Below are 26,610 nucleotides of genomic sequence, written 5' to 3' on the forward strand. Positions count from 1 at the left end.
AAGCCCCCATGTCCGCGACGACCCTGAGCAAACCCCTGGCACCTTCCTGGGTCAGCCGATTCAAGGAACAGAGCCTGGAGCGTGGTCGCCGCTACGCACTGGAAAATCGCGTCAGGATCGTCGAGGTCGGCGACGCGACCATCACCGCGGCATGCGAAGGCTCTGGCGGTAACGTTTACCGTCAGACCATTCGCCTGCGCGAGTCGGCCAAAGGCACCTTGCTGATGGTCGATGCCACCTGCTCCTGTCCGGTCCACAGCAACTGCAAACATTGCGCGGCGGTTCTCCTGCAAGTCCAGGAAACCCTCGACTACCCCGCCGCCGCCAAAGACGCCGAACTCCTGGAAAAACTCCAGGCGGTGCTGGAAAACCGTAGCCCCAAGGCACCACCGCAAGTCCTGGTGGACAACGTGCAACCGGTACCGCGCCTGTGGCTGGCGAGCATCGAATTCAGCGCCTTCGAACCGCGCAACGGGCGGATGCAGCGTTACATCCAGCATCGCGCGGCGCTGTCCTTCAGTTATCTGGACGAATACGTTTCAGGCCAGAAGAATTCCGACATCCTGATTCGCCAGGAGACCCAGACCCTACGGATAAAACGCCACCCGGATGTGGAACAGTCCTACCGCGAACAACTGCGAATCCTCGGCTTCAAGATTGCCACCCGGCAAAGCAAAGCCCTGCCGGAAAGCGCAGGCGAACTGTATGAGATGGTCAATGACAGCGCCTGGTTGACCTTCACCCTCAATGAACTGCCGAAGTTGCGCACCCAGGGCTGGGAACTGCTGATCAACGAGGACTTCGGATTCGACCTGACCGCCGTGGACGATTGGTACGCCACGGTCGAACAGGCGCCGGAGCGGGACTGGTTCGACCTGGAACTGGGGATCATCGTCAATGGCGAGCGGCTGAGCCTGCTGCCGATCCTGCTGAACCTGATGCGCTCGCACACCGAACTGCTCAACCCGGAACGCCTGGCACGGCGGCGCGACGACGAGCTGATCCTGGTCAACATCCCCAACCGGCCGAACGCCGAGCACGGCCCCTTGCAAGTCGCCCTGCCCTTCGGCCGCCTGAAACCGGTACTGGCGACGCTCGGCGAGTTTTACCTGCAAGAGCCGGGTGAAACCGCACTGCGCCTGAGCAAGGCCGACGCCACGCGCCTCAATGCGCTGGAAGACCTGCCGCTGCTCTGGGAAGGTGGCGAGCAGATCCGCACCTTTGCCCAGCGCCTGCGCGACATCAAGGACTACACCGCCACAGCTCCGGACGGCTTGAATGCAACCCTGCGCCCGTATCAGCTTGAAGGCCTGAGCTGGATGCAGTCGTTGCGGCAACTGGAAGTCGGCGGCATCCTCGCCGATGACATGGGCCTGGGCAAAACCCTGCAGACCCTGGCGCACATGCTCAGCGAGAAGAACGCCGGGCGCCTCGATCGCCCCTGCATGGTGGTGATGCCCACCAGCCTGATTCCCAACTGGCTCGACGAAGCCGCGCATTTTACCCCGCAACTCAAGGTGCTGGCACTGTACGGCGCCAGCCGCAAAAAGCATTTCGACAACCTGGCCGACTACGACCTGATCCTGACCACCTACGCGTTGCTGCCCAAGGACGTCGACCGCCTGGCGGCGCAGCCGTTGCACGTCCTGGTGCTGGATGAAGCGCAGTACATCAAGAACCCGAACAGCAAGGCCGCCCAGGCCGCCCGTGAGTTGAACGCCCGCCAGCGCCTGTGCCTGAGCGGCACGCCACTGGAAAACCACCTGGGCGAGCTCTGGTCGCTGTTTCATTTCCTGCTGCCCGGCTGGCTCGGCGACGTGAAAAGCTTCAACCGCGATTACCGCGTCCCGATTGAAAAGCGCACCAGCGAAGTACGACTGCAACACCTCAACGGTCGGATAAAACCTTTCCTGCTGCGCCGCACCAAGGAACAGGTGGCCACCGAGCTGCCACCGAAAACCGAGATCATCCATTGGGTCGAGCTCAACGAAACCCAGCGCGACCTGTACGAAACCATGCGCCTGGCCATGGACAAGAAAGTCCGCGACGAAATCACCCGCAAAGGCGTGGCCCGCAGCCAGATCATCATCCTCGAGGCGCTGCTCAAGCTGCGCCAGGTGTGTTGCGATCTGCGCCTGGTCAATGACGCGACCCTTCCGACGCGGGGCAGCACCTCGGGCAAGCTCGACAGCCTGATGGAAATGCTCGAAGAGCTGTTCGAGGAAGGCCGGCGGATCCTGCTGTTCTCGCAGTTCACTTCGATGCTGGCCTTGATCGAGGTCGAACTGAAGAAACGCGGTGTTGAATATGCCTTGCTGACCGGACAGACCCGCGACCGTCGTACACCGGTGAAGGAATTCCAGAGCGGCAAGCGTCAGATCTTTCTCATCAGCCTGAAAGCCGGCGGCGTCGGCCTGAACCTGACGGAAGCGGACACCGTGATTCATTACGACCCCTGGTGGAATCCGGCCACGGAAAACCAGGCCACCGACCGTGCCTATCGCATTGGCCAGGAGAAGCCGGTGTTCGTCTACAAGCTGATCGCGCGCGGCACGGTGGAAGAGAAGATCCAGCATCTGCAGAAGGAAAAATCCGACCTGGCGGCGGGCGTGCTGGACGGGCGTCAGGCGGGGGATTGGAAGTTGCAGAGCGATGATATTGAAGCGTTGTTTGCGCCGTTGCCGGACAAGCTGGAGAAGTAGCAAGATTCGAACTGTAGGAGCCGGCTTGCCGGCGAAGGCGGTCGTGAATTTTGAGCTGGGCTTCAGGACCCCTTCGCTGGCAAGCCAGCTCCTACAGGTCAGTCGCTTGTCGATCCTTTGAGCAGCCGCGCCAACGTCGACCTCACCTTACCCATCCCCTCACCCAACGCCTGTTCGATCCCGGCCATGCTGATCACCGACGCCGACTTGCCAGCCGCCGGGTTCACCACCAGCGCCAGGCAGGCGTAATCCAGTTCCAGCTCGCGGGCCAGGGCCGCTTCCGGCATCCCGGTCATGCCAACGATGTCGCAGCCATCGCGTTCCAGGCGCAGGATCTCGGCGGCGGTTTCCAGCCGCGGACCCTGCATGCAGGCATACACACCCTGATCGCTGAAACCAATGCCTTCGGCCACCAACGCTGCAATCAAGCGCTGACGCAGCGATTCACTGTAGGGGTAGCTGAAGTCGATATGGGTGACCGGCTCCAGGTCATCGGCAAAGTAGCTGTGCTCGCGACCGCTGGTGTAGTCGATCAATTGATGCGGCACGCAGAAATGCCCGGTACCCATCGCTGCGTTAATGCCGCCCACCGCGTTGACCGCAATTATCGCCTCGGCACCGGCCTGCTTCAGCGCCCAGAGATTGGCCCGGTAATTCACCCTGTGTGGGGCAAAACGGTGCGGCTGACCATGTCGGGCGAGAAACAGCACTTCGTGGCCGGCGTACTCGCCGATCTGCACCTCGGCAGACGGCGCGCCGTAGGGAGTGTCCAGCGCCAATGACTGACGAATGTCCAGGCCTTCCAGCCGGGTCAGACCGGTACCGCCGATAATCGCGTAGACCGTCATGGCGCGCCTCCGTTAATCAATAAGCTGTGCATCCTTGAGCGCGCCCACGGCGGCCAGCCAGCGTGGATCCTGGCGGTATTCGGTGCTCGCAAACGCCTGGCCACGCATACGCGCAATGCGCGCCGACGGCTTGACCTTAAGACGCTGGGCGGCGCTCAAAGCCAGTTCGGCGGCCGCACGGTCGTTGCACACCAGGCCCATGTCGCACCCGGCGGTCAGTGCTGCTTCGATACGGCTGGCGGCATCGCCCACCACATGGGCACCGGCCATGGACAGATCGTCGCTGAAGATCACGCCGTCGAATTGCAGCTCGCCACGCAGGATGTCCTGCAGCCAGCGCCGGGAGAAGCCCGCTGGCTGCGCATCGACCTGTGGATAAATAACGTGGGCAGGCATGACGGCGGCCAACTGCTGGCTCAGTCTGGCGAAAGGCACCAGGTCGTGGGCGCGGATCTGCTCAAGGCTGCGCTCGTCATTGGGGATCGCGACGTGGGAATCCGCCTCGGCCCAACCGTGGCCGGGAAAATGCTTGCCGGTGGCGGCCATGCCTGCGGTGTTCATGCCGCGAATGAACGCACCGGCCAGCAATGCGGCACGTTCTGGATCAGCTTCGAACGAACGGGTCCCGACCACGGCGCTACGCTGGTGATCGAGATCCAGCACCGGGGCGAAGCTCAGGTCCAGGCCCACGGCCAGCACCTCGGTGGCCATGATCCAGCCGCACTGCTCGGCCAGGTATTCGGCGTTGGGGTTATCGGCAATGGCGCGCATCGCCGGCAGTCGCACGAAGCCCTGGCGCAGGCGCTGCACCCGTCCACCCTCCTGGTCCACCGCCAGCAGCAGGTCGGGACGAATGGCGCGGATCGCCGCGCTCAGCTCGCGCACCTGGCGCGGATGCTCGATGTTGCGGGCGAAAATGATCAGGCCGCCCACCTCGGGCTGGCGCAACAATTGGCGATCTTCAGCGGTCAGCCAGGTACCGGCGACGTCCACCATCAACGAGCCTTGCAGGCCAGCAGTCATAGCAATTCCTTGATAACGATAAACCCGGCTCGCAGCGATGCACCGCCCTGGGTTGTACCCGGGAGGTCGATGATCATGAGCGGGAACGGGTTGACAACGAGAGTCGGCATGGGCGGCTAGCTTATCGGATGTAAGCAGCCGCGCCCACCCATGAGCGGTTAAACCTTGGCGGCAACCGGTGTCGATTTGCTACGAGGACGCAGCTGCGCGGTGGCCATGGCCGAGTCGGTGACCCCGGATTCGGCACGCATGCCGGCCGCCAGGAACGGCACCATCAGGCGCATGACCTGTTCGATGGAGGTGTTGACCCCGAAGTCGGTTTCGGCGATGGCACGCAAGGCCTTGATACCGGACATGCTGAACGCTGCCGCTCCGAGCATGAAGTGCACGCGCCAGAACAGTTCGATCGGCGGGATCCTCGGCGCGGCCTCGTTGACCAGCATCATGTAGCGGCGAAACACCTTGCCATACATGTCTTCCAGATAACGACGCAAATGCCCCTGGCTCTGGCTGAAGGCCAGCCCGAGCAAACGCATGAAGATCGACAGGTCGTTGCCGCTGCGCGGCTGCACCACCAGGGCCTGCTCGACGAGGATTTCCAGCAGCTCCTCGAGGGAAGGCTTGTTTTCAGGCCTGGCCTGGCGCCGCTCCAGCTCTTTATCGAGGCTGAGGCAGAATGGCCCCAAAAAGCGCGAGAAGACCGCCTGGATCAGCGCCTTCTTCGAACCGAAGTGATAGTTCACCGCCGCGAGATTGACACCCGCCTTGCTGGTGATCAAACGCAATGAGGTTTCAGCGAAACCTTTTTCCGCGAACAACTGCTCGGCAGCATCGAGAATGCGTTCAACGGTTTCCGACTGGGCCATGGCTACTCCGCCTGACAAACACTTGTTTGAAACATACGTTTCAGCCCGTGCATTGTCAAGTCTGGCAGTTCGTTTCGGGAATGGTCGGTCAGACATTTAACCACACAACCGCAAAGCTTCCATCAGCCCGTTGCGCGACCGTCTGGCGGCGGAGAAAAAAAGGGGCATTGCCAAGACCGTTTCACTGTATATAATCCCAGTCACTGTATAAAAAGACAGAGCGATCAATATGCTAAAGCTGACGCCACGCCAAGCCGAGATTCTGGCCTTCATCAAACGCTGCCTGGAAGACAACGGTTACCCGCCGACCCGTGCGGAAATCGCTCAGGAACTGGGTTTCAAATCGCCCAACGCGGCAGAAGAACACCTCAAGGCGCTGGCCCGCAAGGGCGCGATCGAGATGACCCCGGGCGCTTCGCGCGGCATTCGCATTCCGGGCTTCGAGGCCAAGGCCGACGATTCCAGCCTGCCGATCATTGGCCGGGTCGCCGCCGGCGCGCCGATCCTCGCCCAGCAACACGTTGAAGAGTCCTGCAACATCAACCCTGCGTTCTTCCACCCGCGCGCCGATTACCTGCTGCGGGTGCACGGCATGAGCATGAAGGATGTGGGCATCTTCGACGGCGACCTGCTGGCCGTCCACACCACCCGCGAAGCCCGCAACGGCCAGATCGTGGTGGCGCGGATCGGCGACGAAGTCACCGTCAAGCGCTTCAAGCGCGACGGCAGCAAAGTCTGGCTGATGGCTGAAAACCCCGAGTTTGCCCCTATCGAAGTGAACCTTAAAGATCAGGAACTGGTGATCGAAGGCTTGAGCGTCGGCGTCATTCGCCGCTAAAGGAGGCTTTATGCAGTTCCCACAGACACCACAGCAAGCCCAACTGCCGCTACTGTTCGAGGCGTTCATGGCACAGCCATTGGCGCCGATCCTGAAGGAAGTGGTCGAGTCGCCCTGGAGCGCCGAGCCCGAGGTCTTCAGTGAGTTGTCTCTGCGTGGTGCAGCCGGGAATTGCCTGAACCTTCTGGCGCCGATCCTGCGCGAGCTCAGCCAGGACCAGGATGCCCGCTGGCTGACCCTGATCGCCCCGCCTGCCAGTCTGACCCAGGCCTGGTTGCGGGACGCCGGCCTCAATCGCGAGCGCATCCTGCTGCTGCAACCCCGGGGCACCCAGAGCGCCCAGCAACTGACTTGTGAGGCACTTCGCCTCGGCCGCAGCCACACGGTGGTCAGCTGGCTCAACCCGTTGAACGCAAACTCTCGGCAACAGCTGATCAGCGCCGCCCGGATCGGGGACGCTCAAAGCCTGAATATTCGTCTGGGGTAACGGCGCACAGTGAAGGTGCGGGGCTTCTACAAGGACGGAGAAGCCAATGGGAGACAGTGTCGGTAAAAACCGACGGGCGGGGTCAATGAAGGACCCGCGGCCCCTCTTCCTTTTCAAAATCGCCTTCAACCAGGCGCCCTGCCATTTGTACGCCGACACTCAACATCGCCTTGGCGACTTCTACGTGCTGGCCTTGCAGGAACGCTTTGGCATCCTCGGAGAAATCCAAAGTAACCAGAGAACCCTCGTCCTCAGCCCTGCGCAGCTCGATTCGGCCGTCTGGTAACTCGACAATTTCTAGAAAGGACGTTGGCATAAAGGTCTGTTCTCCACGAAAGGCGGGCATTATATAGGCATCGGCCAGGCTTCGCTCGGGATCTTGACCAGATGCCATCGCGAAATCAGCTTAGGGGGCAGAGCAAACAACCCTGCGGGTCGTTCGCTGCACCCTTCACTCCCTCAGCACTCGTTCAAGCCTTCGCGAAAACGGACGGCCAGGCTTTTCAAGTTCTGCCGCCAACTCTCAAGCTCCTCACGGCCCAGCTCCTGAGGTGCCTCTTCTTCATCCAGGTTTACTGCCAGGATCAACGGCTGCGTCACATCACCCTTGGGCTTGTGCGGCGCCCGTGGCGGCTGAAACAACGCGGCATGGGCAGCCAACAGTTTGGCCAGCCAGGTTTCCGGGTTGTTGGCCAGCTCGACCATCTCGGCCATTTCCGGAATTGCGATGCTTTCCAGTACTTCACGAGTCAGCAAGGATTCGGCCCGGGAGGCATTGGCTTGGGGCAAACGATAGAAGCCGGCAATCTCGTGACACAACCCCAGCAAGGCACCATACAGGTGAAATAACGCCGATTCTCGCCCCGCCTGAATCAGCGCCAGGGAATTCATCGCCCGCCCCTCTTCGGCCTTGGCGAGCGCTTCCAGCGACAAGCCGGCGAAATAAATCTTCTGGTTGGTACGGGTATAGAGCTCGTGGGCCATGACGGCAGCCTCCACAACGAAATAATTGCTTCACGCAGGTCAGACAGTGTCGTGGATCAACTCCCTTTGCCGCAAGCATTGTCTAATCCTGAAGCAGATACCGGCCCAATAAATCTCCCCGTAGGAGCAAGCGGTGCTGCGTTCCGACTTGCCGACGCCATCGTCGGAACGCCGCCCGCAGCAAGCCGGCTCCTACAGGTAAATGCGTACGGCTCCCGATCAGGCCGGCCGGTAGGCCGCCTCGCTTTGGCTTTGGCTTTTGATCTGGCTTTTGATTTTCTTGCCACATCGAGAGGCCGAGTGGAGGTTCTGCGCAGTGGGCCCTGTAGGAGCGGAACCATAGGTGGCCGTTACCGCAGGAATGGATATGTACTCGGTCAACAAATAATAGATCGCCTGTCAGGACGCCATCGCCGGCAGGCCGGCTCCCACAGTGGATCGGGTACAGCCGCAAGTGATTGGTCGGCTATATGGCCGCCTTCGCTGCGATGCGGCGACCCGACAAGCCAGCTCCTACAGTGGATTGGGTATAACCGTGGGAGATCGGTCGGGTGTAAGGCCCTGCGCCGGAGAGCAGGCACCCTGCACAAACAAAAAAGCCGCATGAAAACCCGAAGGTTGTCATGCGGCTTTTTCAGTGTGGCGGCTTTTACGCCTTCGCAGCCGGTCGCTTGTCCTCGACCTTCCACTTGCCACCGTCGTAGAACGCTTTCCAGCCAGTCGGCTTGCCGTCGACTTCGGTCTGCACGTACTGCTCCTTGGTCTTGCGGCTGTAGCGGATCACGGCAGGCAGGCCATCCGGATCTTTCTTCGGCGCTTCGCAAAGGAAGTGGTACTTCGGATCGATCTCATCCTTGTGCGGCAAAATCTCGATCACCAGCGGCGCACGGGTCTCGCGGTTTTTCGGGAACTGGCTGGCGGCCAGGAACAGGCCCGAGGCACCGTCGCGCAGGATGTAGGTGTCGTTGACCTTTTCGCATTTCAGCTCAGGCATCTTCACCGGGTCCATCTTCGGCGGCGCCGCATCACCGCTTTTCAGCAGTTTGCGGGTATTCTTGCAGGTCGGGTTGGTGCAACCGAAGAACTTGCCGAAACGGCCGGTCTTGAGCTGCATCTCGCTGCCGCACTTGTCGCATTCCAGGCTCGGACCTTCATAGCCCTTGATGCGATAGGTGCCCTCTTCGATTTCGTAGCCGGCGCAATCCGGGTTGTTGCCGCAGATGTGCAGCTTGCGCTTCTCGTCCAGCAGGTAGGCGTCCATCGCCGTGCTGCAGATCGGGCAGCGGTGCTTGCCACGCAGTACCAGGGATTCCGATTCACCCTCGTCGTCCGCGGCGATTTCATCGCCCGGCACCAGGTTGACGGTCGCCTTGCAGCGTTCTTTCGGAGGCAGGCTGTAACCGGAGCAACCGAGGAACACACCGGTCGATGCGGTACGGATCTGCATCGGACGCCCGCACGTGGTGCACGGAATGTCGGTCATCACCGGCTGGTTGGCCCGCATGCCGCCGTCCGGGCTTTCGGCTACTTCGAGTTTCTTCTTGAAGTCGCCGTAGAACTCGTCGAGCACGTTTTTCCAGTCGCGTTCGCCCTGGGCCACGTCATCGAGGTGCTCTTCCATGCCGGCGGTGAAGCCGTAGTCCATCAGGTTGGAGAAGCTTTCGGCCAGGCGCTCGGTGACGATGTCGCCCATTTTTTCCGAATAGAAGCGACGGTTGTGCAGCGCCACGTAGCCGCGGTCCTGGATGGTCGAAATGATTGCCGCATAAGTCGAAGGACGACCGATGCCGCGCTTTTCCATTTCTTTCACCAGGCTGGCTTCCGAATAACGCGCCGGTGGCTTGGTGAAGTGCTGGGTCGGATCAAGCTTGATCAGCTTCATCGCGTCGCCCTGGGCCATGTCCGGCAGCACGTCGTCGTCGCCCGGCTTGGCAATTTGCGGCATCACGCGGGTGTAGCCGTCGAACTTGAGGATGCGACCCTTGGCGCGCAGCTCGAAGTCGCCGGCACCGACGGTGACCGTGGTCGACAGGTATTGCGCCGGCAGCATCTGGCAGGCGAGGAACTGGCGCCAGATCAGCTCGTAGAGGCGCTCAGCGTCACGCTCCATGCCCGACAGCTTGCTTGGCTCAGTGTTGGCGTCGGAGGGACGAATCGCTTCGTGAGCCTCTTGTGCGCCTTCCTTGCTGCTGTAGACGTTCGGGGTTTCCGGCAGGTACTTCTTGCCGAATTCGCCTTCAATATAGGTACGCGCCATCGCCACGGCATCGACCGAGAGGTTGGTCGAGTCGGTACGCATGTACGTGATGTAGCCAGCTTCGTACAAACGCTGGGCCATCATCATGGTCTTCTTCACGCCAAAGCCCAGGCGGTTGCTCGCGGCCTGCTGCAGGGTGGACGTGATGAACGGCGCCGACGGCTTGCTGCTGGTCGGTTTGTCTTCGCGCTTGACGATGCTGTAGCTGGAAGCCTTGAGCTTCTCCAGCGCGGCCATGGCCTGGGCTTCGTTGAGCGGCTTGAAAGCTTCGCCCTTCTCGCGAGCGACGTCGAAACGCACGGTCGCGCCCTTGGCGGTGCCGAGGTCGGCGTGGACTTCCCAGTACTCTTCCGGGATGAACGCGCGGATCTCACGCTCACGCTCCACCACCAGCTTCACGGCAACCGATTGCACGCGACCGGCGGACAGGCCACGGGCGATCTTGGCCCACAGCAGGGGCGAGACCATGTAACCCACCACGCGGTCGAGGAAACGACGCGCCTGCTGGGCGTTGACACGATCGATGTCCAGCTCGCCTGGCTGGGAGAAGGCTTCCTGGATCGCCTTCTTGGTGATTTCGTTGAACACCACGCGCTTGTAGCGGGTGTCGTCACCACCGATGGCTTCGCGCAGGTGCCAGGCAATGGCTTCCCCCTCGCGATCCAAGTCGGTTGCGAGATAGATGGTGTCAGCATCCTTGGCGAGCCGGCGCAGCTCTTCGATGACCTTTTCCTTGCCCGGAAGGATCTCGTACTTGGCTTTCCAGCCATGATCGGGATCGACGCCCATGCGAGCGACCAGCTGCTTGCGCGCCTTCTCTTTCGGCGACAAGGCCGGCGCTTCACCCGCAGCAGCCTTGCCGCGCTTGGCGGCTGGCTCTTTGCTGGCGCTAGCCGAACCGCTGGTGGGCAGGTCTCGGATATGGCCGATACTCGACTTCACCACGTATTCGTTGCCCAAATACTTGTTGATGGTCTTGGCCTTAGCCGGGGATTCCACAATGACCAGCGATTTGCCCATGGATCAGAAAATTCCTGAATTCTAGAAGTGAAAGGCGGTTGGCGCCTGACGCGGCACCGCTATATATAGTGGCTACAAGGTGAGGTCAAGCGCAGGGTTCTGCGCGCCCTGCCCTTACGGCTTCGGAAAAACGCTCGGTTCGGCTTGCACCAAAGCAAAGCGTGGCACCTGTTCGCCGTCAACTTCGACGGACTCCAGGAACATGCTCAAGGGGCGTACCCAAAAGCCGTAATCGCCATACAGGGCTTGGTAGAAGACCACTTCTTCCTCGGTTTCCGAATGCCGCGCGACACTGAACACACGGTACTGCGGACCTTTGTAATGTTGATAGAGCCCAGGTTGTATCGGCATGCTTCGGCCCTCACTGAAATCCGTTCAAAATAAAAAAATAAAAAAATCCACAAAAACAAAAACCGGGGCACTGGGCCCCGGCTTCCGTCAACGCAACGTTTAAACGCGTTCGAAGACGGTGGAGATGCCTTGGCCGAGACCAATGCACATGGTGGCTACCCCAAGGTTGCCGCCATTTTGCTTCATCACATTGAGCAAAGTGCCGGAGATACGCGCACCGGAGCAACCGAACGGGTGGCCCAGGGCGATCGCGCCGCCGTGCAGGTTAACCTTCTCATTCATCTTGTCGAGCACTTTCAGATCTTTCAGCACTGGCAGGGCCTGTGCGGCGAAAGCTTCGTTGAGCTCGAAGTAGTCGATGTCAGAGATGCTCAGACCCGCACGCTTCAGTGCTTTCTGTGTGGCCGGTACTGGACCATAGCCCATGATCGCCGGATCCACACCTGCCACGGCCATCGAGCGGATCACCGCCATCGGCTGGATGCCCAGGTCCTGTGCACGCTGCGCCGACATCACGATCATGCACGAGGCGCCATCGGTGATCTGCGACGAAGTACCGGCTGTCACGGTGCCGCCCTTCGGGTTGAAAGCAGGCTTCAACGCCGCCAGGCTTTCCAGGGTGGTTTCCGGACGAATGGTTTCGTCGTAGTCGAAGGTTTTCAGGAAACCGTTCTCGTCGTAGCCCTGCATCGGGATGATTTCGTCCTTGAACTTGCCTTCCACGGTCGCCTTGTGGGCGAGTTGGTGGGAGCGCATGCCAAAGGCGTCCTGCTGTTCGCGAGTGATGCCGTGCATCTTGCCCAGCATTTCCGCGGTCAGGCCCATCATGCCCGAAGCTTTTGCCGCGTACAGCGACATATGCGGGTTCGGATCGACACCGTGCATCATGCTCACGTGGCCCATATGCTCGACGCCGCCCACCACGAAAACGTCACCGTTGCCGGTCATGATCGCTTGCGCGGCGGTGTGCAGGGCACTCATCGACGAGCCACACAGGCGGCTGACGGTCTGGCCGGCGGAGGTGTGCGGGATCTGGGTCATCAGCGACGCCATGCGCGCGATGTTCCAGCCCTGCTCCAGGGTCTGGTTCACACAGCCCCAGATCACGTCCTCGACTTCGCTCGGGTCGACCTTGACGTTGCGTTCCAGCAATTTGCTGATCAGGTGCGCCGACATGTCTTCGGCGCGGGTGTTGCGGTGCATGCCGCCCTTGGAGCGGCCCATCGGAGTACGACCGAAGTCGACAATCACGACGTCTCTAGGATTCAAGCTCATAAGTTCACTCTCACTCTAGTTGGGGGCGCTTAACCGAAGAAGCTCTGGCCGTTCTTGGCCATTTCGCGCAGCTTCGCGGTCGGGTGGTACAGCGCGCCCAAATCAGCGTACTGGTCAGCCAGGGCAACGAACTGGGCAACACCGATCGAGTCGATGTAGCGCAGCGCACCGCCACGGAATGGAGGGAAACCGATACCGTAGACCAGACCCATGTCGGCTTCGGCGGCGGTTTCGACAATGCCGTCTTCCAGGCAACGCACGGTTTCCAGGCACAGCGGGATCATCATCCAGTTGATGATGTCTTCGTCGGTGACTTCGCGCTGTTCGAAGACGATCGGCTTGAGCACTTCCAGCACCGACGGATCGGCGACTTTCTTCTGCTTGCCGCGCTTGTCGGTCTCGTAGGCATAGAAGCCCTTGCCGTTCTTCTGGCCCAGGCGCTTGGCTTCGTAGAGCACGTCCACGGCCGAGCGACGGTCATCCTTCATGCGGTCCGGGAAGCCTTCAGCCATCACGTCGCGACCGTGGTGACCGGTGTCGATGCCGACCACGTCCATCAGGTACGCCGGGCCCATTGGCCAGCCGAATTTTTCCATGACCTTGTCGATACGGACGAAGTCCACACCGGCGCTGACCAGCTTGGCGAAACCGCCGAAGTACGGGAACAGCACACGGTTGACCAAAAAGCCCGGGCAGTCGTTGACCACGATCGGGTTCTTGCCCATTTTCTTGGCGTAGGCAACGGTAGTGGCAACCGCCAGTTCGCTGGACTTCTCGCCACGGATCACTTCCACCAGCGGCATCATGTGCACCGGGTTGAAGAAGTGCATGCCGACGAAGTTTTCCGGACGCTTGAGGGCCTTGGCCAGCAAGGTGATGGAAATGGTCGAGGTGTTGGACGCCAGGATGGTGTCCTCCTTGACCTTGTCTTCGACTTCAGCCAGTACGGCTTGCTTGACCTTGGGGTTCTCGACGACAGCTTCAACCACCAGGTCGACGTGACCGAAATCACCGTAGGACAGGGTCGGACGAATGCCGTTGAGCACTTCAGCCATTTTCGCGGCGGTCATGCGGCCTTTATCAACGCGGCCAACCAGCAGCTTGGCGGCTTCGGCCAGACCCTGCTCGATACCGTGCTCGTTGATGTCCTTCATCAGGATCGGCGTGCCTTTGGACGCCGACTGATAGGCGATACCGCCACCCATGATGCCGGCGCCCAGTACAGCGGCCTGCTTCACGTCCTTGGCGATTTCATCGTAGGCCTTGGCCTTTTTCTTCAGTTCCTGATCGTTCAGGAACAGGCCGATCAGGCTCTGTGCTGCCGAGGTCTTGGCCAGCTTGACGAAACCGGCGGCTTCGATTTCCAGGGCCTTGTCACGACCGAAGTTCGCGGCTTTCTGGATGGTCTTGATCGCTTCGACCGGGGCCGGGTAGTTCGGGCCAGCCTGGCCGGCCACGAAACCCTTGGCGGTTTCGAAAGCCATCATTTGTTCGATCGCGTTCAGCTTGAGCTTTTCAAGCTTCGGCTGGCGCTTGGCCTTGAAGTCGAACTCGCCGGAAATGGCGCGCTTGATCAGTTCCAGTGCGGCATCCTGCAGCTTCTCAGGAGCAACCACGGCATCGACGGCGCCCACTTTCAGCGCGTCTTCAGGACGGTTTTCCTTGCCGGCGGCAATCCACTCGATGGCGTTGTCGGTACCGATCAGGCGCGGCAGGCGCACGGTGCCGCCGAAGCCCGGGTAGATGCCCAGCTTGACTTCCGGCAGACCGATCTTGGCCTTGGTCGACATGACGCGGTAGTCCGCCGCCAGGCACATTTCCAGACCGCCGCCCAACGCGATGCCATTGATCGCGGCGACAGTCGGGACGTTGAGGTCTTCGAAATCGCTGAAAATCTTGTTGGCTTCGAGGTTGCCAGCCACAAGCTCTGCATCCGGCAGCTTGAAGTTGTCGACGAATTCGGTGATGTCGGCACCGACGATGAACACGTCCTTGCCACTGCTGACGATCACACCCTTGATCGACGCATCTGCCTTGATGGCGTCTACGGCCTGACGCAGTTCGTTCAGGGTTAGACGGTTGAACTTGTTGACGGACTCACCCTTGAGGTCGAACTTCAGTTCGACGATGCCACTTTCAAGAGCCTTAACCGTGATGGCTTTACCTTCGTAAATCATCAACTGATCTCCACGATATGGAAGCTGAACAGTACACGTCGGACGCAGGCGGATGGCTGGCAGGGACGTCAATCGTCGATGCTACGCCTATCCACCCGTCACACCCGCCAACGCGATAGTCGGGATTCTGTAGGAGCGTTTTGTCGGACAAACGCTCAATTCATACGCCCGTTTGATTTGGGTACGTCACCTTCACGGAATTTCCGACAATTGTCAATCGCCCAAAATGCGGGTTGAAATGCGACTTTGCGGTCATATCCGTACTGCCGGCACCTGCAATACGCACAGGTATGCACAACCATTCATAGGATCAATCATTAGAAAATTCGCCCTAATTCACGGCAGCCTGTGTTTAACGGGCTACGCTGGCGGGACTGGCGAAAAAAGTGAACGCTTTTGGCGAATGCCCAGCGTAAGATCAGCCCACTCAGAATTACCGGCCTGCCTGGCCACCCCCGCCCGATGAAGTTGTCGGGCTTTTTATTGCCCGCAAAAAAACCCTTGTAGGAGCGAGCTTGCTCGCGATGGACCTGAGAACGCTGCGGGGTGTCAGGTTTCAAACGTCATCGTTGACGTCCATCGCTGGCAAGCCAGCTCCTACAAGGGTGGGGGTTCAGGCGAGGGCTTTGAGGGTGGCGTCGATGTGCTGCAAGACCTCGGCCTCGCCCTTCTCGCCCCAATACAGGGTGATCATTTGCTTGTCGGCCTCGACCTTGTAGACATTGGCCGGCAATTTTTCGAAATGATTGAGCAGCGCGGGATCTTCGCAGGGCTCCTGCCACTGGTTGACCCACAGCCCCGGTGATTTTTGCCAGTAGCTCCAGCATGCCGGCTGATTGCCCCGGCGTGGTCGATGGTACTGCGCACAGGGGTTTGGCGGCTCCTGGGCGAGCCAGTGCGGCCACTCCTGTGGCGCCAGCTGCATGGCCAGGCCAATGCGTCGCGCCTCCATGCGCAGGGCCATGCGACCGCTCTGATGGCGCGAGGGTCGCAGCCATGCCAGTGGACTGAGCACCACCAGCAGGATTGACACCACTATCCAGACCGTCATATCTGTACTCCCGATTCTTGATGAGCGCATTGAGTCACTTTGGAACCAATGCGCTTGAAACCAGCCATACTTACCAATATTGCAATCCTCAGGAGGAGCACCTCATGCCCTACAACCACATCCTGGTCGCTGTAGATCTGACCGAAGAGTGCGACCCTGTCATCCACCGTGCTCGCGAGCTGTCGGTGAGCAATGGGGCGAAATTGTCCCTGGTGCATATCGTCGAGCCAATGGCCATGGCCTTTGGTGGCGATGTGCCAATGGACCTGTCACAACTGCAACAGCAGCAGTTCGACCAGGCCAAGGAGCGTCTCGATCGCTTGATCCTGAAATACCCTGAGCTCTCCAGGGAATACAGCCACCTGACCTACGGCCAGCCACGCCAGGAGATTCACCACCTGGCCAAGGAGCAAGGGTGCGACATGATCGTGGTCGGCAGTCACGGCCGCCATGGCCTGGCACTGCTGCTGGGCTCCACCGCCAACGACGTCCTGCACGGCGCGCCTTGCGATGTGCTGGCAGTGCGCCTGCAAAACAAAAGCTAAAGCAAACCCGTGTAGGAGCTGCCGCAGGCTGCGATCTTTTGACTTTGATGTTTAAAAACAAGATCAAAAGATCGCAGCCTTCGGCAGCTCCTACAAAAAGCCCGACACTCGCATTACCGAGGTCGGGCTTTTTTTGTTACAGGATCAATCAGGCATCCAGTTCGGCCCAGCGCTCGACCATGATGTCGAGTTCAGCCTGCAACTGCGCCAGCTGGGCGATCACCGCAGCGGTTTCCGCAGCCGGACGCAGGTAGAAGCCGGCATCGGCCATCTGCGCCTCGACGGCAGCGATCTGCTGCTCCATGGCTTCGATCTGCCCCGGCAACGCTTCCAGCTCACGTTGCAGCTTGTAGCTGAGCTTCTTCTTCGCGACCGGTGCTTCGGCTGCTGCCGCGACGGGTGCAGGCTCGGCCTTGACCACGGCGGAGTTCAGGTCGGCCTTGCCGGACTTGCTCTCGGTCACGCCCAGCAGGCGCGGTGAACCACCCTGGCGCAGCCAGTCCTGGTAACCACCGACGTATTCGCGAACCAGACCTTCACCTTCGAACACCAGGGTGCTGGTCACCACGTTGTCGAGGAATGCCCGGTCGTGGCTGACCATCAGCACGGTGCCGTTGAAGGTCAGCAAGACCTCTTCGAGCAGCTCGAGGGTTTCCACGTCGAGGTCGTTGGTCGGTTCATCGAGTACCAGCAGGTTCGCCGGCTTGCTGAACAGCTTGGCCAGCAACAGACGGGCACGCTCGCCACCGGACAGCGCCTTGACCGGCGTGCGGGCACGCTGCGGGCTGAACAGGAAGTCGCCGAGGTAGCTCAGCACGTGGCGGCTCTGGCCGTCGATATCGATGAAGTCGCGACCTTCGGCGACGTTGTCGATCACGGTCTTTTCCAGGTCCAACTGGTGGCGCAACTGGTCGAAGTAGGCGACGTCGATCCGGGTGCCCTCTTCCACCTTGCCGCTGGTGGGCTGCAGGCCACTGAGCATCAGCTTGAGCAGGGTGGTCTTGCCGGTACCGTTGGCGCCGAGCAGACCGATGCGGTCGCCGCGCTGCAACACCATCGAGAAATCCTTGATCAGGAACGGACCGCCCGGGTGAGCAAAGCTCACGTTCTCGAGCACCATCACCTGCTTGCCGGACTTGTCGGCGGTTTCCAGCTGGATGTTGGCCTTGCCGGTGCGCTCACGACGCTCGCTGCGCTCGACGCGCAGGGCCTTGAGGGCGCGGACGCGACCTTCGTTACGGGTACGACGGGCCTTGATGCCCTGGCGAATCCACACTTCTTCCTGGGCCAGACGCTTGTCGAACAGCGCGTTGGCGGTGGCTTCGGCGGCCAGCTCGGCTTCTTTATGCACCAGGAAACTGGCGTAATCGCCGTTCCAGTCGATCAGGCCACCGCGGTCCAGTTCGAGGATGCGGGTCGCCAGGTTCTGCAGGAAAGAACGGTCGTGCGTGATGAACAGCACGGCGCCCTGGAAATCCTTCAGCGCTTCTTCCAGCCAGGCGATGGCACCGATGTCCAGGTGGTTGGTCGGTTCGTCCAGCAGCAAAAGGTCCGGCTCGGACACCAGGGCCTGGGCCAGCAGCACACGACGACGCCAGCCACCGGACAATTCGGCGAGGGTCTTGTCGGCCGGCAACTGCAGGCGACTCAGGGTGCTGTCGACCAGGGTCTGCAAACGCCAGCCGTCGCGGGCTTCGAGGTCGTGCTGGACGTGCATCAGCTTGTCCAGGTCGGCATCGGTGACGCAGTTCTGGCTCAGGTGGTGATACTCGGCGAGCAACGCGCCGACACCGTCCAGGCCTTCGGCAACCACGTCGAACACTGTCCGCTCGTCGGCTACCGGCAATTCTTGCGGCAATTCGCCAATCTTGAGCCCGGGTGCGCGCCAAACCGAGCCGTCATCGGGCTTCTGGTCGCCCTTGACGAGCTTCATCATGCTGGACTTGCCAGTGCCGTTGCGGCCGATGATGCACACCCGCTCTCCACGGGCGATCTGCCAGGACACCTTGTCCAACAACGGCATAGCGCCGAAAGCAAGGGACACATCGCTGAATTTGAGCAGGGTCATGAGCTTCTCCAAAAACCGGGCGCGCATTCTACCTGAAACGGGACCCTAGCAGGCCGGCATTTTCACCTTGGTAGCACTCTGCAGCACAAATGTTGCGAACTGATGCAGACAGCCCGGCAAAGCTTTCGCCCATTGCTGGCAAAAGGCTAAGCTACGAATAATTCAGTGCGGGCGTCGCCAGCACTTGTCATGTTTTTTCTGTCCGGACGTCTCATGCGCAGTCGCCTTTTCAATCTTTTGTCCTGTTTTCTACTTTCTGCCGCTGCCGTTCAATCCGTCCAGGCGGTGGACCTGTCCACCCAACGCCAGTACTACGATGAAGCCAAGCGCGCCCTGGCCAAGGGCGACACCGGCCCGTATTTCCGTTACAGCCAGGCCCTGGCCGACTACCCGCTGGAACCGTACCTGGCCTACGACGAGCTGACCGCGCGCCTGAAGACCGCGAGCAATGCCGAGATCGAGAAATTCCTCGCCGAGCACGGTGACCTGCCCCAGGCCAACTGGATGAAGCTGCGCTGGTTGCGCTGGCTGGCCGAGCGCGGCGATTGGGCGACGTTCGTCAAATATTACGACCCCAAGATGAATTTCACCGAACTGGACTGCCTGAACGCGCAGTACCAGATCAGCCACAACCAGAAGACCGAAGGCTACGCCAACGCCAACAAACTCTGGCTGACCGGCAAGACGCAACCGGCGGCGTGTGACGCGCTGTTCGGCATGTGGGCCGCCGAAGGCCAGCTCACCGAGCAGAAGCGCTGGGAACGCACCAAGCTCGCCGCCCAGGCGCGCAACTACCCACTGGCCAACAGCCTGGTCAATGGCTTGACCACCCTCGCCCCCCGTGGTCGCCTGCTGATCGATGTGGCACAGAAACCGGAGCTGCTCAATTCGCCGTCGCGCTTCACCCCGGCCGACGAACCGATGTCCGACGTGGTCAGCCTCGGCCTGCGCCGTCTGGCCCGCCAGGACCCGGACCGGGCCATGAGCCTGCTCGACGGTTATGCCAGCAGCATGCACTTCTCCCGCGACGAAAAAGTGGCGATCGCCCGGGAAATCGGCCTGACCCTCGCGAAACGCTTCGACAGCCGCGCGCTGGACATGATGACCAAGTACGACCCGGAGCTGCGCGACAACACGGTGTCTGAATGGCGCATGCGCCTGTTGCTGCGCCTGGCGCGCTGGGACGATGCCTACCAGCTGACGCGCCGCCTGCCCCAGGACCTGGCCACCGCCAACCGCTGGCGCTACTGGCAGGCCCGCAGCCTGGAACTGGCGCAACCGCAGAACCCCGAAGCGCAAACCCTCTACAAGAGCCTGGCGCGCGAGCGCGATTTCTATGGCTTCCTCGCCGCCGACCGTTCACAGTCGCCCTATTCGCTGAACAACAAACCGCTGGTGTTCAGCCAGGCGCTGATGAACAAGGTGCGCAACACCCCCGGCATACGTCGCGCCCTGGAGTTCCATGCCCGCGGGCAGATCGTCGACGGTCGCCGCGAGTGGTATCACGTCAGCCGTCACTTCAGTCGCGACGAAATGGTCGCCCAGGCGAAACTGGCCTACGACCTGAAATGGTATTTCCCGGCGATTCGCACCATCAGCCAGGCGCAGTACTGGGACGACCTGGACATTCGCTTCCCGATGGCCCACCGCGAAACCCTGGTCCGCGAAGCGAAGATCCGCGGCCTGCATCCCAGCTGGGTATTTGCCATCACCCGCCAGGAAAGCGCCTTCATGGACGACGCCCGCTCCAGTGTCGGTGCCAGCGGCCTGATGCAATTGATGCCGGGAACGGCCAAGGAAACCGCACGCAAGTTCAGCATTCCGCTGGCCTCGCCGCAGCAAGTGTTCAACCCGGACAAGAACATCCAGCTCGGCGCGGCCTACCTGAGCCAGGTCCACAGCCAGTTCAACGGCAACCGCGTCCTCGCCTCCGCCGCCTACAACGCCGGCCCGGGCCGCGTGCGCCAGTGGCTGCGCGGCGCTGATCACCTGAGCTTCGACGTCTGGGTGGAAAGCATCCCATTCGACGAAACCCGCCAGTACGTGCAGAACGTGCTGTCGTATTCGGTGATCTACGGCCAGAAACTCAACTCACCGCAACCGCTGGTGGATTGGCATGAGCGGTATTTCGACGATCAGTGAGATCCGTTGATACAAGATCAAAAGATCGCAGCCTGCGGCAGCTCCTACAGGGTGTACACCCGCCCCACTGTAGGAGCTGCCGCAGGCTGCGATCTTTTGAATGTGATCCTCAAATCCAGATGGCATCCCACAAGGGATAATCGCCATCCCTGGAAACCAATCCCGCCCGCAACGGATTCATGACGATATACCTCGCCGCCCCCTTGATATCCTCATCACGCCGTAACGCTCGATCTTAATACCCCCGCTGCCACAATCGCTGCTGCTCACCGCGCACCATATTGACCGAACGACTGCTTCTGGACTTGATGCGACACATCAACTCCGCCAGCGTCCCGTGTTTCAATTCAATCAGCCAATGCAGATGATCCGGCATCACGACCCAGGCCATGGAAGTAATCGCCGAGCTTTCATCAGCGCAGCGCAGTTGATCCACCAACAAACGACCCAAGCGCCAGTCAGCGAACACCGGCTGGCGCTGATGAGTGACCGCCGTCAGCAGATAGAGGCGACCCTGTTCAGAAAATCTGGACTTGCGCAGGCGACACCCTTTTGCGGCGATGGGCATTCCGTTGCCCTCCCTGAATATGCAGATTCCGCAAGGTTAGCCCACTGATGTGAGGCCGCTGATCTGCGCGATTTCTGCATATTTCAGAGCGCCGTTACTTGGTCGGTTACTAGGTCGGTCGCCAGCTCACTGAATGCCGCCTTGCATAATTCAGCAGCGGCGATTCACGCAGCCTCATGTCCATCACTGAACTGCAACGCCGCCAGCCGCGCATACAACGCATTGTTCGCAATCAACGACTGGTGCGTTCCCACCGCCACCAGTTTCCCTTGATCCATCACCGCAATACGATCGGCGTTTTTTACCGTGGCCAGGCGGTGGGCGATGACCAGGGTGGTGCGGTTTTTCATCAGGCTCGGTAATGCCTGCTGGATCAGGTGTTCGCTTTGGGCGTCGAGGGCGCTGGTGGCTTCGTCCAGGAGCAGGATGGGTGCATCCACCAGCAGCGCGCGGGCGATGGCCAGGCGCTGGCGCTGGCCGCCGGACAAGCCCAGGCCGCCGTCGCCCAGGTGGGTCTGGTAGCCGTTGGGCATGGCTTCGATGAAGTCGTGGGCGTAGGCGATTTTGGCCGCTTCTCGAACCTCCTCCGAAGTCGCGGTCGGGTTGCCGTAGCGCAGGTTGTCTTCGATGCTGCCGTAAAACAGCGCCGGGGTTTGCGAAACCAGGGCGAAGCAACGCCGCAGGTCCAGTGGATCGAGCTGGGTCAGGGGCACGCCATCGAGCAGGATGCGCCCTTCGCCGGGGTCGTAAAAGCGCAGCAGCAGGTCATACACCGTCGATTTGCCAGCCCCGGACGGCCCGACCAACGCCAGGGTCTCCCCGGCCTGGATGCTCAGGCTCAGGCCATCGACGGCGTAGCTTTCGGGGCGTGAGGGGTAGCAAAAGCGCACATCCTGCAACACCAGGTCGCCCCGCACCCGCTCGGGCAAGGTCACCAGGCCCGTGGTCGGTGGCTGGATGATGTTCTGCGCCCGCAGCAACTCGGCAATTCGCTCTGCCGCACCCGCCGCGCGCTGCAACTCGCCGATCACCTCACTCAAGGTGCCAAACGCACTGCCGACGATCAGGCTGTAGAAAACGAACGCCGCCAGCTCACCCGCGGAAATCCGCCCGGCAATCACGTCCATGCCGCCGACCCAGAGCATGACGCCGACGGCGCCCAGTACCAGCACGATCACCAGGGTAATCAGCCAGGCCCGCTGGAAGATGCGCTTGCGCGCCGTGTCGAACGCCTCCTCCACGGTGACGGCGAAACGCTGCTCGTCCTGGGCCTGGTGGTTGTAGGCCTGCACGGTCTTGATCTGGCCCAGGGTCTCGGACACATAGCTGCCGATATCGGCAATCCGGTCCTGGCTCAGGCGCGACAGGCTGCGCACCCGCCGGCCGAAAATCAGGATCGGCGCAATCACCAACGGCAAGGCAATCACCACGATGCTGGTGAGCTTGGGATTGGTGACAAACAGCAGGACGATCCCGCCGATCACCATTAGCAAATTGCGCAGGAACAGCGACAGGGAAGAGCCGATCACCGATTGCAGCAGCGTGGTATCGGCGGTCAGCCGCGACTGGATCTCGGAGCTGCGGTTGTCCTCGTAGAACCCCGGGTGCAAGTAGACCAGATGATTGAACACCCGGCGACGGATGTCGGCGACGCAGCGCTCGCCGATCCACGACACCAGGTAAAACCTGGCGAAGGTGCCGACCGCCAGGCCGATCACCAGCAGCATGAACAAGCCGATGGACTGGTTGAGCAGATGCGGCGACTGGGTCATGAACCCTTGATCCACCAACAGGCGAATGCCCTGCCCCATGGACAAGGTAATGCCCGCCGTGACGACCAGCGCGAACAGGGCACCCAGCGCGTGCCAGCGATAAGGCGCGATGAAACGACTGGCCAGGCGAATCGCACGACGGTGACGAACAGTGAGCATTTGCATCATCCACAACGCAGTAATTGACAGGATCAGCGTACACCGACCCGAGGGTGGAACCTGTTGAATCAGAATGAGTCAGGTTAATTATGACCGTGAAGTCTAGTGCCTAGACGCTATTGGTCTAAAGTTGCGGTAGCCATGTCGGGCTATTTCTGGTCGACTGGCGATGCCGTTCAGGAGCGATCGCAGGGAGTTGTCACAGCCTGGTCACCTGATGGTTCTAATCTAGGCACACAACCTGATGAGGAGACAGGCCATGTCCTTGCAACAACGCAGCGATGACAAGATTGAAGTGATCCGCACGCAGCCAGACCAGTCTCTGGGGTGCTCGATAATCGATGAACAGGGCCGCGAAGTACCGATCACTGAAAACATGATCCAGCACGCGTGCAGCGAACTGGAGAAGCGATTGGTCAAGCCTGCCGAACAAGAGTGATGTAGCCACCGTCTTCATTGACCCGGCCCATTTGGGCCGGGTTTTTTATTACCCGATTTTCAGATAGCCGTCGCGCCCAGAGCCGCCACGATCTGCCGCAACGCCGGCGCATCCCCATCAATGCGCACCTGCAACCCGTCGATCTCGCGTCGCGAGGGATAGTTTTTGCGCAGCCCATCGAACGCCGCACGCTGCTCACTCACACTGCCCACAAGGCTGCGGCGAAAATCCGCATCGTCACGGCGCGGGTCGTACACCCCGCGGCACAACATCGCCAGGGCCCAGGCCGAATCGGTGTCCGCACTCAACGTCACCTGCGACAGCCACGGGGCTGGCAGCAAGTCGGTCAGGCTGACCTGGGGCGCTTGCCCGAGGAACTCGCAGTACGCCTGATAGATCTGCGCCGTGCCGCGTTGCTTGCCATCGAGGCTGTAGCCGGCAATGTGCGGCGTGGCCAGCACGCAGAGTTCGGCCAGGGCCACGTCGACTTCGGGCTCGGCCTCCCAGACATCGAGTACCGCCTGCAGGTCCTCGCGCTGCAGCAGCACCTGGCGCAAGGCCCGGTTGTCCACCACCGGGCCACGGCTGGCGTTGATCAGCCAGGTGCCGGGCTTGAGCTGGTTCAGGCGTTTTTCATCGAGCAGATGCCAGGTCGGCTGGGCGCCCTGCCGGGTCAATGGTGTGTGCAGGCTGATCACATCACACTGCTCGATGATCTGCTCAAGGCTGAAGTAATCGCCCCCTTCAGCGGCCTGGCGTGGCGGATCGCAGACCAGCACCTTCCAGCCCAGGCCCTGCAGGACCTTGACCAATCGTCCACCCACCTCACCAGCCCCCACAACACCGTAAGTGCGTTGAGTCAGGTCGGCGCCTTCGATTTCAGCCAGTGTCAGCAGGCTGCCAAGCACGTAGTCGACCACGCCCCGGGCGTTGCAGCCCGGCGCGCTGGACCAGGTGATGCCGGCCTGCTGAAAGTAATCCAGGTCCAGATGATCGGTGCCGATGGTGCAGGTGCCGACGAAGCGCACCTTGCTGCCTTCCAGCAACGCACGGTCGACGCGGGTGACCGAGCGCACCAGCAACACATCGGCCTGCTCGACCGTGGCGCGGTCGATGGAGCGCCCCGGCACCCGGCGGATTTCACCGAAATGTTCAAAGAAGGCGTCTAGCAGGGGGATATTTTCGTCGGCAACAATCAGCATGTCAGGCTCCTTTGGCGGATCGGCAGTGTAGGCGTAGTTGACGTGTTGCGCCTAGCATCGATGCCCCTGTAGGAACGAGCTTGCTCGCGAAAAACCTGAGAACGCCGCGTTTATTCAGGCAGCCCTCGTCATCGTTGACCTCCATCGCGAGCAAGCTCGCTCGCACAGGATTACAAATCCCCAACACAGTCTTTTCCTGACCGCTGCGTCAATCTGTAGAATGCGCACCCGCGCAGCCAACATATTTGGACGTTTTGCCCTTGAACTCCGTGACCGACCACACCACCAGCCCTTCCCTCTCCCGCCCCGCCCGGGTCCGCCTGGAGCTGAAAAACCTGCTCGGCCTGGCCTTGCCGATCATGATCGCGCAACTGGCCACCACGGCGATGGGCTTCGTCGATGCGGTGATGGCCGGCCGGGTCGGGCCGCGTGACCTGGCGGCGGTGGCGCTGGGCAACTCGATCTGGGTGCCGGTGTTCCTGCTGATGACCGGCACGTTGCTGGCCACCACGCCGAAAGTCGCCCAGCGCTTCGGTGCCGGCACCCACAGCGAGATCGGCCCGATCGTGCGCCAGGCGCTGTGGCTGGCCCTGGTGGTGGGCCTGATCGCCACTGGCCTGCTGCTGGGCGCCGAACCGGTCTTGCGGGTGATGAAGGTCGATCCCGAACTGATCGGTCCCTGCATGCAGTACCTGCACGGCATCGCCAGCGGCCTGCCGGCGGTCGCTATCTACCATGTGCTGCGCTGCTTCAGTGACGGCCTGGGGCGCACCCGTCCGGCGATGGTACTGGGCCTGTGCGGCCTGGCGTTGAACATTCCGCTGAACTACGTGTTCATTTATGGCCACTTCGGCGTGCCGGCCATGGGCGGCGTCGGTTGCGGCTGGGCCACGGCGATCGTGATGTGGGTGATGGCCCTGGGCATGGCCGGCTGGGAGCGCTGGGCGCCGGCGTATCAATCGAGCCAGCTGTTCAGCCGTTTCGACTGGCCGCAATGGTCGGTGATCAAGCGCCTGCTGGGCATCGGCCTGCCGATCGGCATCGCCGTGTTCGCCGAGTCGAGCATCTTCGCGGTGATCGCCCTGCTGATCGGCAGCCTCGGCGCCACCGTGGTCGCCGGGCACCAGATCGCCCTGAACTTCAGCTCGCTGGTGTTCATGATCCCCTACTCCCTGGGCATGGCTGTGACCGTGCGCGTCGGCCAGGCGCTGGGGCGCGAGCAACCCCGGGAAGCGCGCTTCGCCGCGGGCGTCGGCATGGGCACGGCGCTGGCGTATGCCTGTCTTTCGGCGAGTTTGATGCTGTTGCTGCGTGAGCACATCGCAACCATCTACACGGCGGACCCGACGGTGATCAGGGTGGCGGCGATGTTGATCGTGTATTCGGCGCTGTTCCAGTTCTCCGATGCGATCCAGGTCACGGCGGCCGGTGCGTTGCGCGGCTATCAGGACACCCGGGTGACGATGATCCTGACGCTGTTCGCCTACTGGGGCATCGGCCTGCCGGTGGGCTATGCCCTCGGCCTGACCGACTGGTTCGGCACGCCAAGCGGCCCGAGCGGGCTGTGGCAGGGTTTGATCGTGGGCTTGAGCTGCGCGGCATTGATGCTGTCGATCCGCCTGACGCGCAGTGCACGCAAGCGTATTCGTATCAGCCTGAAATGACCTTGTAGGAGCGAGCTTGCTCGCGAAGGCGGTGTGTCCGTCAACATTGATGGTGGCTGATAGGCCGTCTTCGCTGGCAAGCCAGCTCCTACAAGGTTTTGTGGCTCAATCGGATATGACCTTGTAGGAGCGAGCTTGCTCGCGAAGGCGGTGTGTCAGTCAACATTGATGC

The 26,610-nt window shown here is 61.2% G+C and carries 20 protein-coding genes and 1 pseudogene; 7 read left to right on the plus strand and 14 right to left on the minus strand.

Annotation, left to right across the window (positions count from 1 at the left end; translation table 11 throughout):
- Nucleotides 1-8 precede the first annotated feature (8 nt).
- Complete coding sequence (locus tag NPS56_RS24760) at nucleotides 9-2,702, plus strand: DEAD/DEAH box helicase (protein WP_274077078.1); 2,694 nt, start codon at nucleotides 9-11, stop codon at nucleotides 2,700-2,702.
- 98 nt (nucleotides 2,703-2,800) lie between these two features.
- On the opposite strand, the gene NPS56_RS24765 is transcribed toward NPS56_RS24760, so the two are convergent.
- The 3 genes from NPS56_RS24765 to NPS56_RS24775 form a co-directional block, all read right to left on the minus strand.
- The gene (locus tag NPS56_RS24765; RefSeq protein WP_274077079.1) at nucleotides 2,801-3,550 is read right to left on the minus strand and encodes an S-methyl-5'-thioinosine phosphorylase; all 750 of its coding nucleotides are present in this window, start codon (nucleotides 3,548-3,550) and stop codon (nucleotides 2,801-2,803) included.
- 12 nt (nucleotides 3,551-3,562) lie between these two features.
- A complete protein-coding gene (nagZ, locus tag NPS56_RS24770; RefSeq protein WP_274077080.1) occupies nucleotides 3,563-4,573 on the minus strand; it encodes a beta-N-acetylhexosaminidase in 1,011 nt (336 codons plus the stop codon).
- Nucleotides 4,574-4,731: 158 nt separating this feature from the next.
- Nucleotides 4,732-5,439 carry a TetR/AcrR family transcriptional regulator gene (locus tag NPS56_RS24775; protein ID WP_274077081.1) on the minus strand — a complete coding sequence of 236 codons (708 nt, stop codon included), beginning with the start codon at nucleotides 5,437-5,439 and terminating at the stop codon, nucleotides 4,732-4,734.
- A 229-nt stretch (nucleotides 5,440-5,668) separates the two neighbouring features.
- Here NPS56_RS24775 and lexA point away from each other — a divergent pair, with 229 nt between their 5' ends.
- Both lexA and sulA read left to right on the plus strand, forming a co-directional pair.
- On the plus strand, nucleotides 5,669-6,277 hold the full coding sequence (gene lexA, locus NPS56_RS24780) for a transcriptional repressor LexA (protein ID WP_274077082.1): 609 nt from the start codon (nucleotides 5,669-5,671) through the stop codon (nucleotides 6,275-6,277).
- A gap of 10 nt (nucleotides 6,278-6,287) precedes the next feature.
- A complete protein-coding gene (gene sulA, locus NPS56_RS24785) occupies nucleotides 6,288-6,764 on the plus strand; it encodes an SOS-induced cell division inhibitor SulA (RefSeq protein WP_274077083.1) in 477 nt (158 codons plus the stop codon).
- Between the two features lie 82 nt (nucleotides 6,765-6,846).
- On the opposite strand, the gene NPS56_RS24790 is transcribed toward sulA, so the two are convergent.
- The 7 genes from NPS56_RS24790 to NPS56_RS24820 all read right to left on the minus strand — a co-directional run bounded on the left by NPS56_RS24790 (nucleotide 6,847) and on the right by NPS56_RS24820 (nucleotide 15,879).
- Complete coding sequence (locus NPS56_RS24790) at nucleotides 6,847-7,080, minus strand: hypothetical protein (protein ID WP_274077098.1); 234 nt, start codon at nucleotides 7,078-7,080, stop codon at nucleotides 6,847-6,849.
- 143 nt (nucleotides 7,081-7,223) lie between these two features.
- On the minus strand, nucleotides 7,224-7,748 hold the full coding sequence (locus NPS56_RS24795; RefSeq protein WP_274077084.1) for a DUF6586 family protein: 525 nt from the start codon (nucleotides 7,746-7,748) through the stop codon (nucleotides 7,224-7,226).
- A 649-nt stretch (nucleotides 7,749-8,397) separates the two neighbouring features.
- Nucleotides 8,398-11,025: a type I DNA topoisomerase gene (gene topA / locus NPS56_RS24800; protein ID WP_274077085.1), complete on the minus strand. Its 2,628-nt coding sequence runs from the start codon at nucleotides 11,023-11,025 to the stop codon at nucleotides 8,398-8,400.
- A gap of 114 nt (nucleotides 11,026-11,139) precedes the next feature.
- Nucleotides 11,140-11,376 (minus strand): DUF1653 domain-containing protein, encoded by a 237-nt coding sequence (locus tag NPS56_RS24805; protein ID WP_046819512.1) that lies wholly within the window; start codon nucleotides 11,374-11,376, stop codon nucleotides 11,140-11,142.
- A gap of 99 nt (nucleotides 11,377-11,475) precedes the next feature.
- Nucleotides 11,476-12,651: an acetyl-CoA C-acyltransferase FadA gene (gene fadA, locus NPS56_RS24810; RefSeq protein WP_274077086.1), complete on the minus strand. Its 1,176-nt coding sequence runs from the start codon at nucleotides 12,649-12,651 to the stop codon at nucleotides 11,476-11,478.
- A gap of 29 nt (nucleotides 12,652-12,680) precedes the next feature.
- Nucleotides 12,681-14,828 (minus strand): fatty acid oxidation complex subunit alpha FadB, encoded by a 2,148-nt coding sequence (gene fadB / locus NPS56_RS24815; RefSeq protein WP_274077087.1) that lies wholly within the window; start codon nucleotides 14,826-14,828, stop codon nucleotides 12,681-12,683.
- Nucleotides 14,829-15,441: 613 nt separating this feature from the next.
- The gene (locus NPS56_RS24820; protein WP_274077088.1) at nucleotides 15,442-15,879 is read right to left on the minus strand and encodes a hypothetical protein; all 438 of its coding nucleotides are present in this window, start codon (nucleotides 15,877-15,879) and stop codon (nucleotides 15,442-15,444) included.
- A gap of 104 nt (nucleotides 15,880-15,983) precedes the next feature.
- On the opposite strand from NPS56_RS24820, the gene NPS56_RS24825 reads away from it, so the two are divergent.
- A complete protein-coding gene (locus NPS56_RS24825; protein WP_274077089.1) occupies nucleotides 15,984-16,424 on the plus strand; it encodes a universal stress protein in 441 nt (146 codons plus the stop codon).
- A 148-nt stretch (nucleotides 16,425-16,572) separates the two neighbouring features.
- On the opposite strand, the gene NPS56_RS24830 is transcribed toward NPS56_RS24825, so the two are convergent.
- A complete protein-coding gene (locus NPS56_RS24830) occupies nucleotides 16,573-18,492 on the minus strand; it encodes an ATP-binding cassette domain-containing protein (RefSeq protein WP_274077090.1) in 1,920 nt (639 codons plus the stop codon).
- Between the two features lie 213 nt (nucleotides 18,493-18,705).
- Between NPS56_RS24830 and NPS56_RS24835 the strand changes: the two genes are divergently transcribed.
- Entirely contained in the window at nucleotides 18,706-20,634 is a 1,929-nt protein-coding gene (locus NPS56_RS24835; RefSeq protein ID WP_274077091.1) for a transglycosylase SLT domain-containing protein, read from the plus strand.
- A 109-nt stretch (nucleotides 20,635-20,743) separates the two neighbouring features.
- Here NPS56_RS24835 and NPS56_RS24840 read toward each other — a convergent pair.
- Both NPS56_RS24840 and NPS56_RS24845 read right to left on the minus strand, forming a co-directional pair.
- A pseudogene (locus NPS56_RS24840) lies at nucleotides 20,744-21,202 on the minus strand (REP-associated tyrosine transposase).
- Nucleotides 21,203-21,366: 164 nt separating this feature from the next.
- Nucleotides 21,367-23,133, minus strand: a complete 1,767-nt coding sequence (locus NPS56_RS24845) for an ABC transporter transmembrane domain-containing protein (protein WP_406592830.1) — start codon at nucleotides 23,131-23,133, stop codon at nucleotides 21,367-21,369.
- A gap of 259 nt (nucleotides 23,134-23,392) precedes the next feature.
- Between NPS56_RS24845 and NPS56_RS24850 the strand changes: the two genes are divergently transcribed.
- Entirely contained in the window at nucleotides 23,393-23,572 is a 180-nt protein-coding gene (locus NPS56_RS24850) for a PA1571 family protein (protein WP_274077093.1), read from the plus strand.
- Nucleotides 23,573-23,631: 59 nt separating this feature from the next.
- Here NPS56_RS24850 and pdxB read toward each other — a convergent pair whose 3' ends face one another.
- The gene (pdxB, locus tag NPS56_RS24855; RefSeq protein WP_274077094.1) at nucleotides 23,632-24,774 is read right to left on the minus strand and encodes a 4-phosphoerythronate dehydrogenase PdxB; all 1,143 of its coding nucleotides are present in this window, start codon (nucleotides 24,772-24,774) and stop codon (nucleotides 23,632-23,634) included.
- 260 nt (nucleotides 24,775-25,034) lie between these two features.
- Here pdxB and NPS56_RS24860 point away from each other — a divergent pair, with 260 nt between their 5' ends.
- Nucleotides 25,035-26,438, plus strand: a complete 1,404-nt coding sequence (locus NPS56_RS24860) for an MATE family efflux transporter (RefSeq protein WP_274077095.1) — start codon at nucleotides 25,035-25,037, stop codon at nucleotides 26,436-26,438.
- Nucleotides 26,439-26,610 lie beyond the last annotated feature (172 nt).

The sequence above is a fragment of the Pseudomonas putida genome, from assembly GCF_028682635.1.
GTDB classification, from domain to species: Bacteria; Pseudomonadota; Gammaproteobacteria; order Pseudomonadales; family Pseudomonadaceae; genus Aquipseudomonas; species Aquipseudomonas putida_AE.

What these genes read in the sequence shown, in the direction of transcription:
- NPS56_RS24760 (WP_274077078.1), top strand. Translation starts at nt 9, where the DNA reads ATGTCCGCGACGACCCTGAGCAAACCCCTGGCACCTTCCTGGGTCAGC.
- NPS56_RS24850 (WP_274077093.1), top strand. Translation starts at nt 23,393, where the DNA reads ATGTCCTTGCAACAACGCAGCGATGACAAGATTGAAGTGATCCGCACG.
- topA (WP_274077085.1), bottom strand. Translation starts at nt 11,025, where the DNA reads ATGGGCAAATCGCTGGTCATTGTGGAATCCCCGGCTAAGGCCAAGACC.
- sulA (WP_274077083.1), top strand. Translation starts at nt 6,288, where the DNA reads ATGCAGTTCCCACAGACACCACAGCAAGCCCAACTGCCGCTACTGTTC.
- NPS56_RS24820 (WP_274077088.1), bottom strand. Translation starts at nt 15,879, where the DNA reads ATGACGGTCTGGATAGTGGTGTCAATCCTGCTGGTGGTGCTCAGTCCA.
- NPS56_RS24765 (WP_274077079.1), bottom strand. Translation starts at nt 3,550, where the DNA reads ATGACGGTCTACGCGATTATCGGCGGTACCGGTCTGACCCGGCTGGAA.
- NPS56_RS24805 (WP_046819512.1), bottom strand. Translation starts at nt 11,376, where the DNA reads ATGCCGATACAACCTGGGCTCTATCAACATTACAAAGGTCCGCAGTAC.
- NPS56_RS24830 (WP_274077090.1), bottom strand. Translation starts at nt 18,492, where the DNA reads ATGACCCTGCTCAAATTCAGCGATGTGTCCCTTGCTTTCGGCGCTATG.
- NPS56_RS24835 (WP_274077091.1), top strand. Translation starts at nt 18,706, where the DNA reads ATGCGCAGTCGCCTTTTCAATCTTTTGTCCTGTTTTCTACTTTCTGCC.
- pdxB (WP_274077094.1), bottom strand. Translation starts at nt 24,774, where the DNA reads ATGCTGATTGTTGCCGACGAAAATATCCCCCTGCTAGACGCCTTCTTT.
- NPS56_RS24825 (WP_274077089.1), top strand. Translation starts at nt 15,984, where the DNA reads ATGCCCTACAACCACATCCTGGTCGCTGTAGATCTGACCGAAGAGTGC.
- NPS56_RS24795 (WP_274077084.1), bottom strand. Translation starts at nt 7,748, where the DNA reads ATGGCCCACGAGCTCTATACCCGTACCAACCAGAAGATTTATTTCGCC.
- NPS56_RS24775 (WP_274077081.1), bottom strand. Translation starts at nt 5,439, where the DNA reads ATGGCCCAGTCGGAAACCGTTGAACGCATTCTCGATGCTGCCGAGCAG.
- NPS56_RS24790 (WP_274077098.1), bottom strand. Translation starts at nt 7,080, where the DNA reads ATGCCAACGTCCTTTCTAGAAATTGTCGAGTTACCAGACGGCCGAATC.
- nagZ (WP_274077080.1), bottom strand. Translation starts at nt 4,573, where the DNA reads ATGACTGCTGGCCTGCAAGGCTCGTTGATGGTGGACGTCGCCGGTACC.
- lexA (WP_274077082.1), top strand. Translation starts at nt 5,669, where the DNA reads ATGCTAAAGCTGACGCCACGCCAAGCCGAGATTCTGGCCTTCATCAAA.
- fadB (WP_274077087.1), bottom strand. Translation starts at nt 14,828, where the DNA reads ATGATTTACGAAGGTAAAGCCATCACGGTTAAGGCTCTTGAAAGTGGC.
- fadA (WP_274077086.1), bottom strand. Translation starts at nt 12,651, where the DNA reads ATGAGCTTGAATCCTAGAGACGTCGTGATTGTCGACTTCGGTCGTACT.
- NPS56_RS24845 (WP_406592830.1), bottom strand. Translation starts at nt 23,133, where the DNA reads ATGCTCACTGTTCGTCACCGTCGTGCGATTCGCCTGGCCAGTCGTTTC.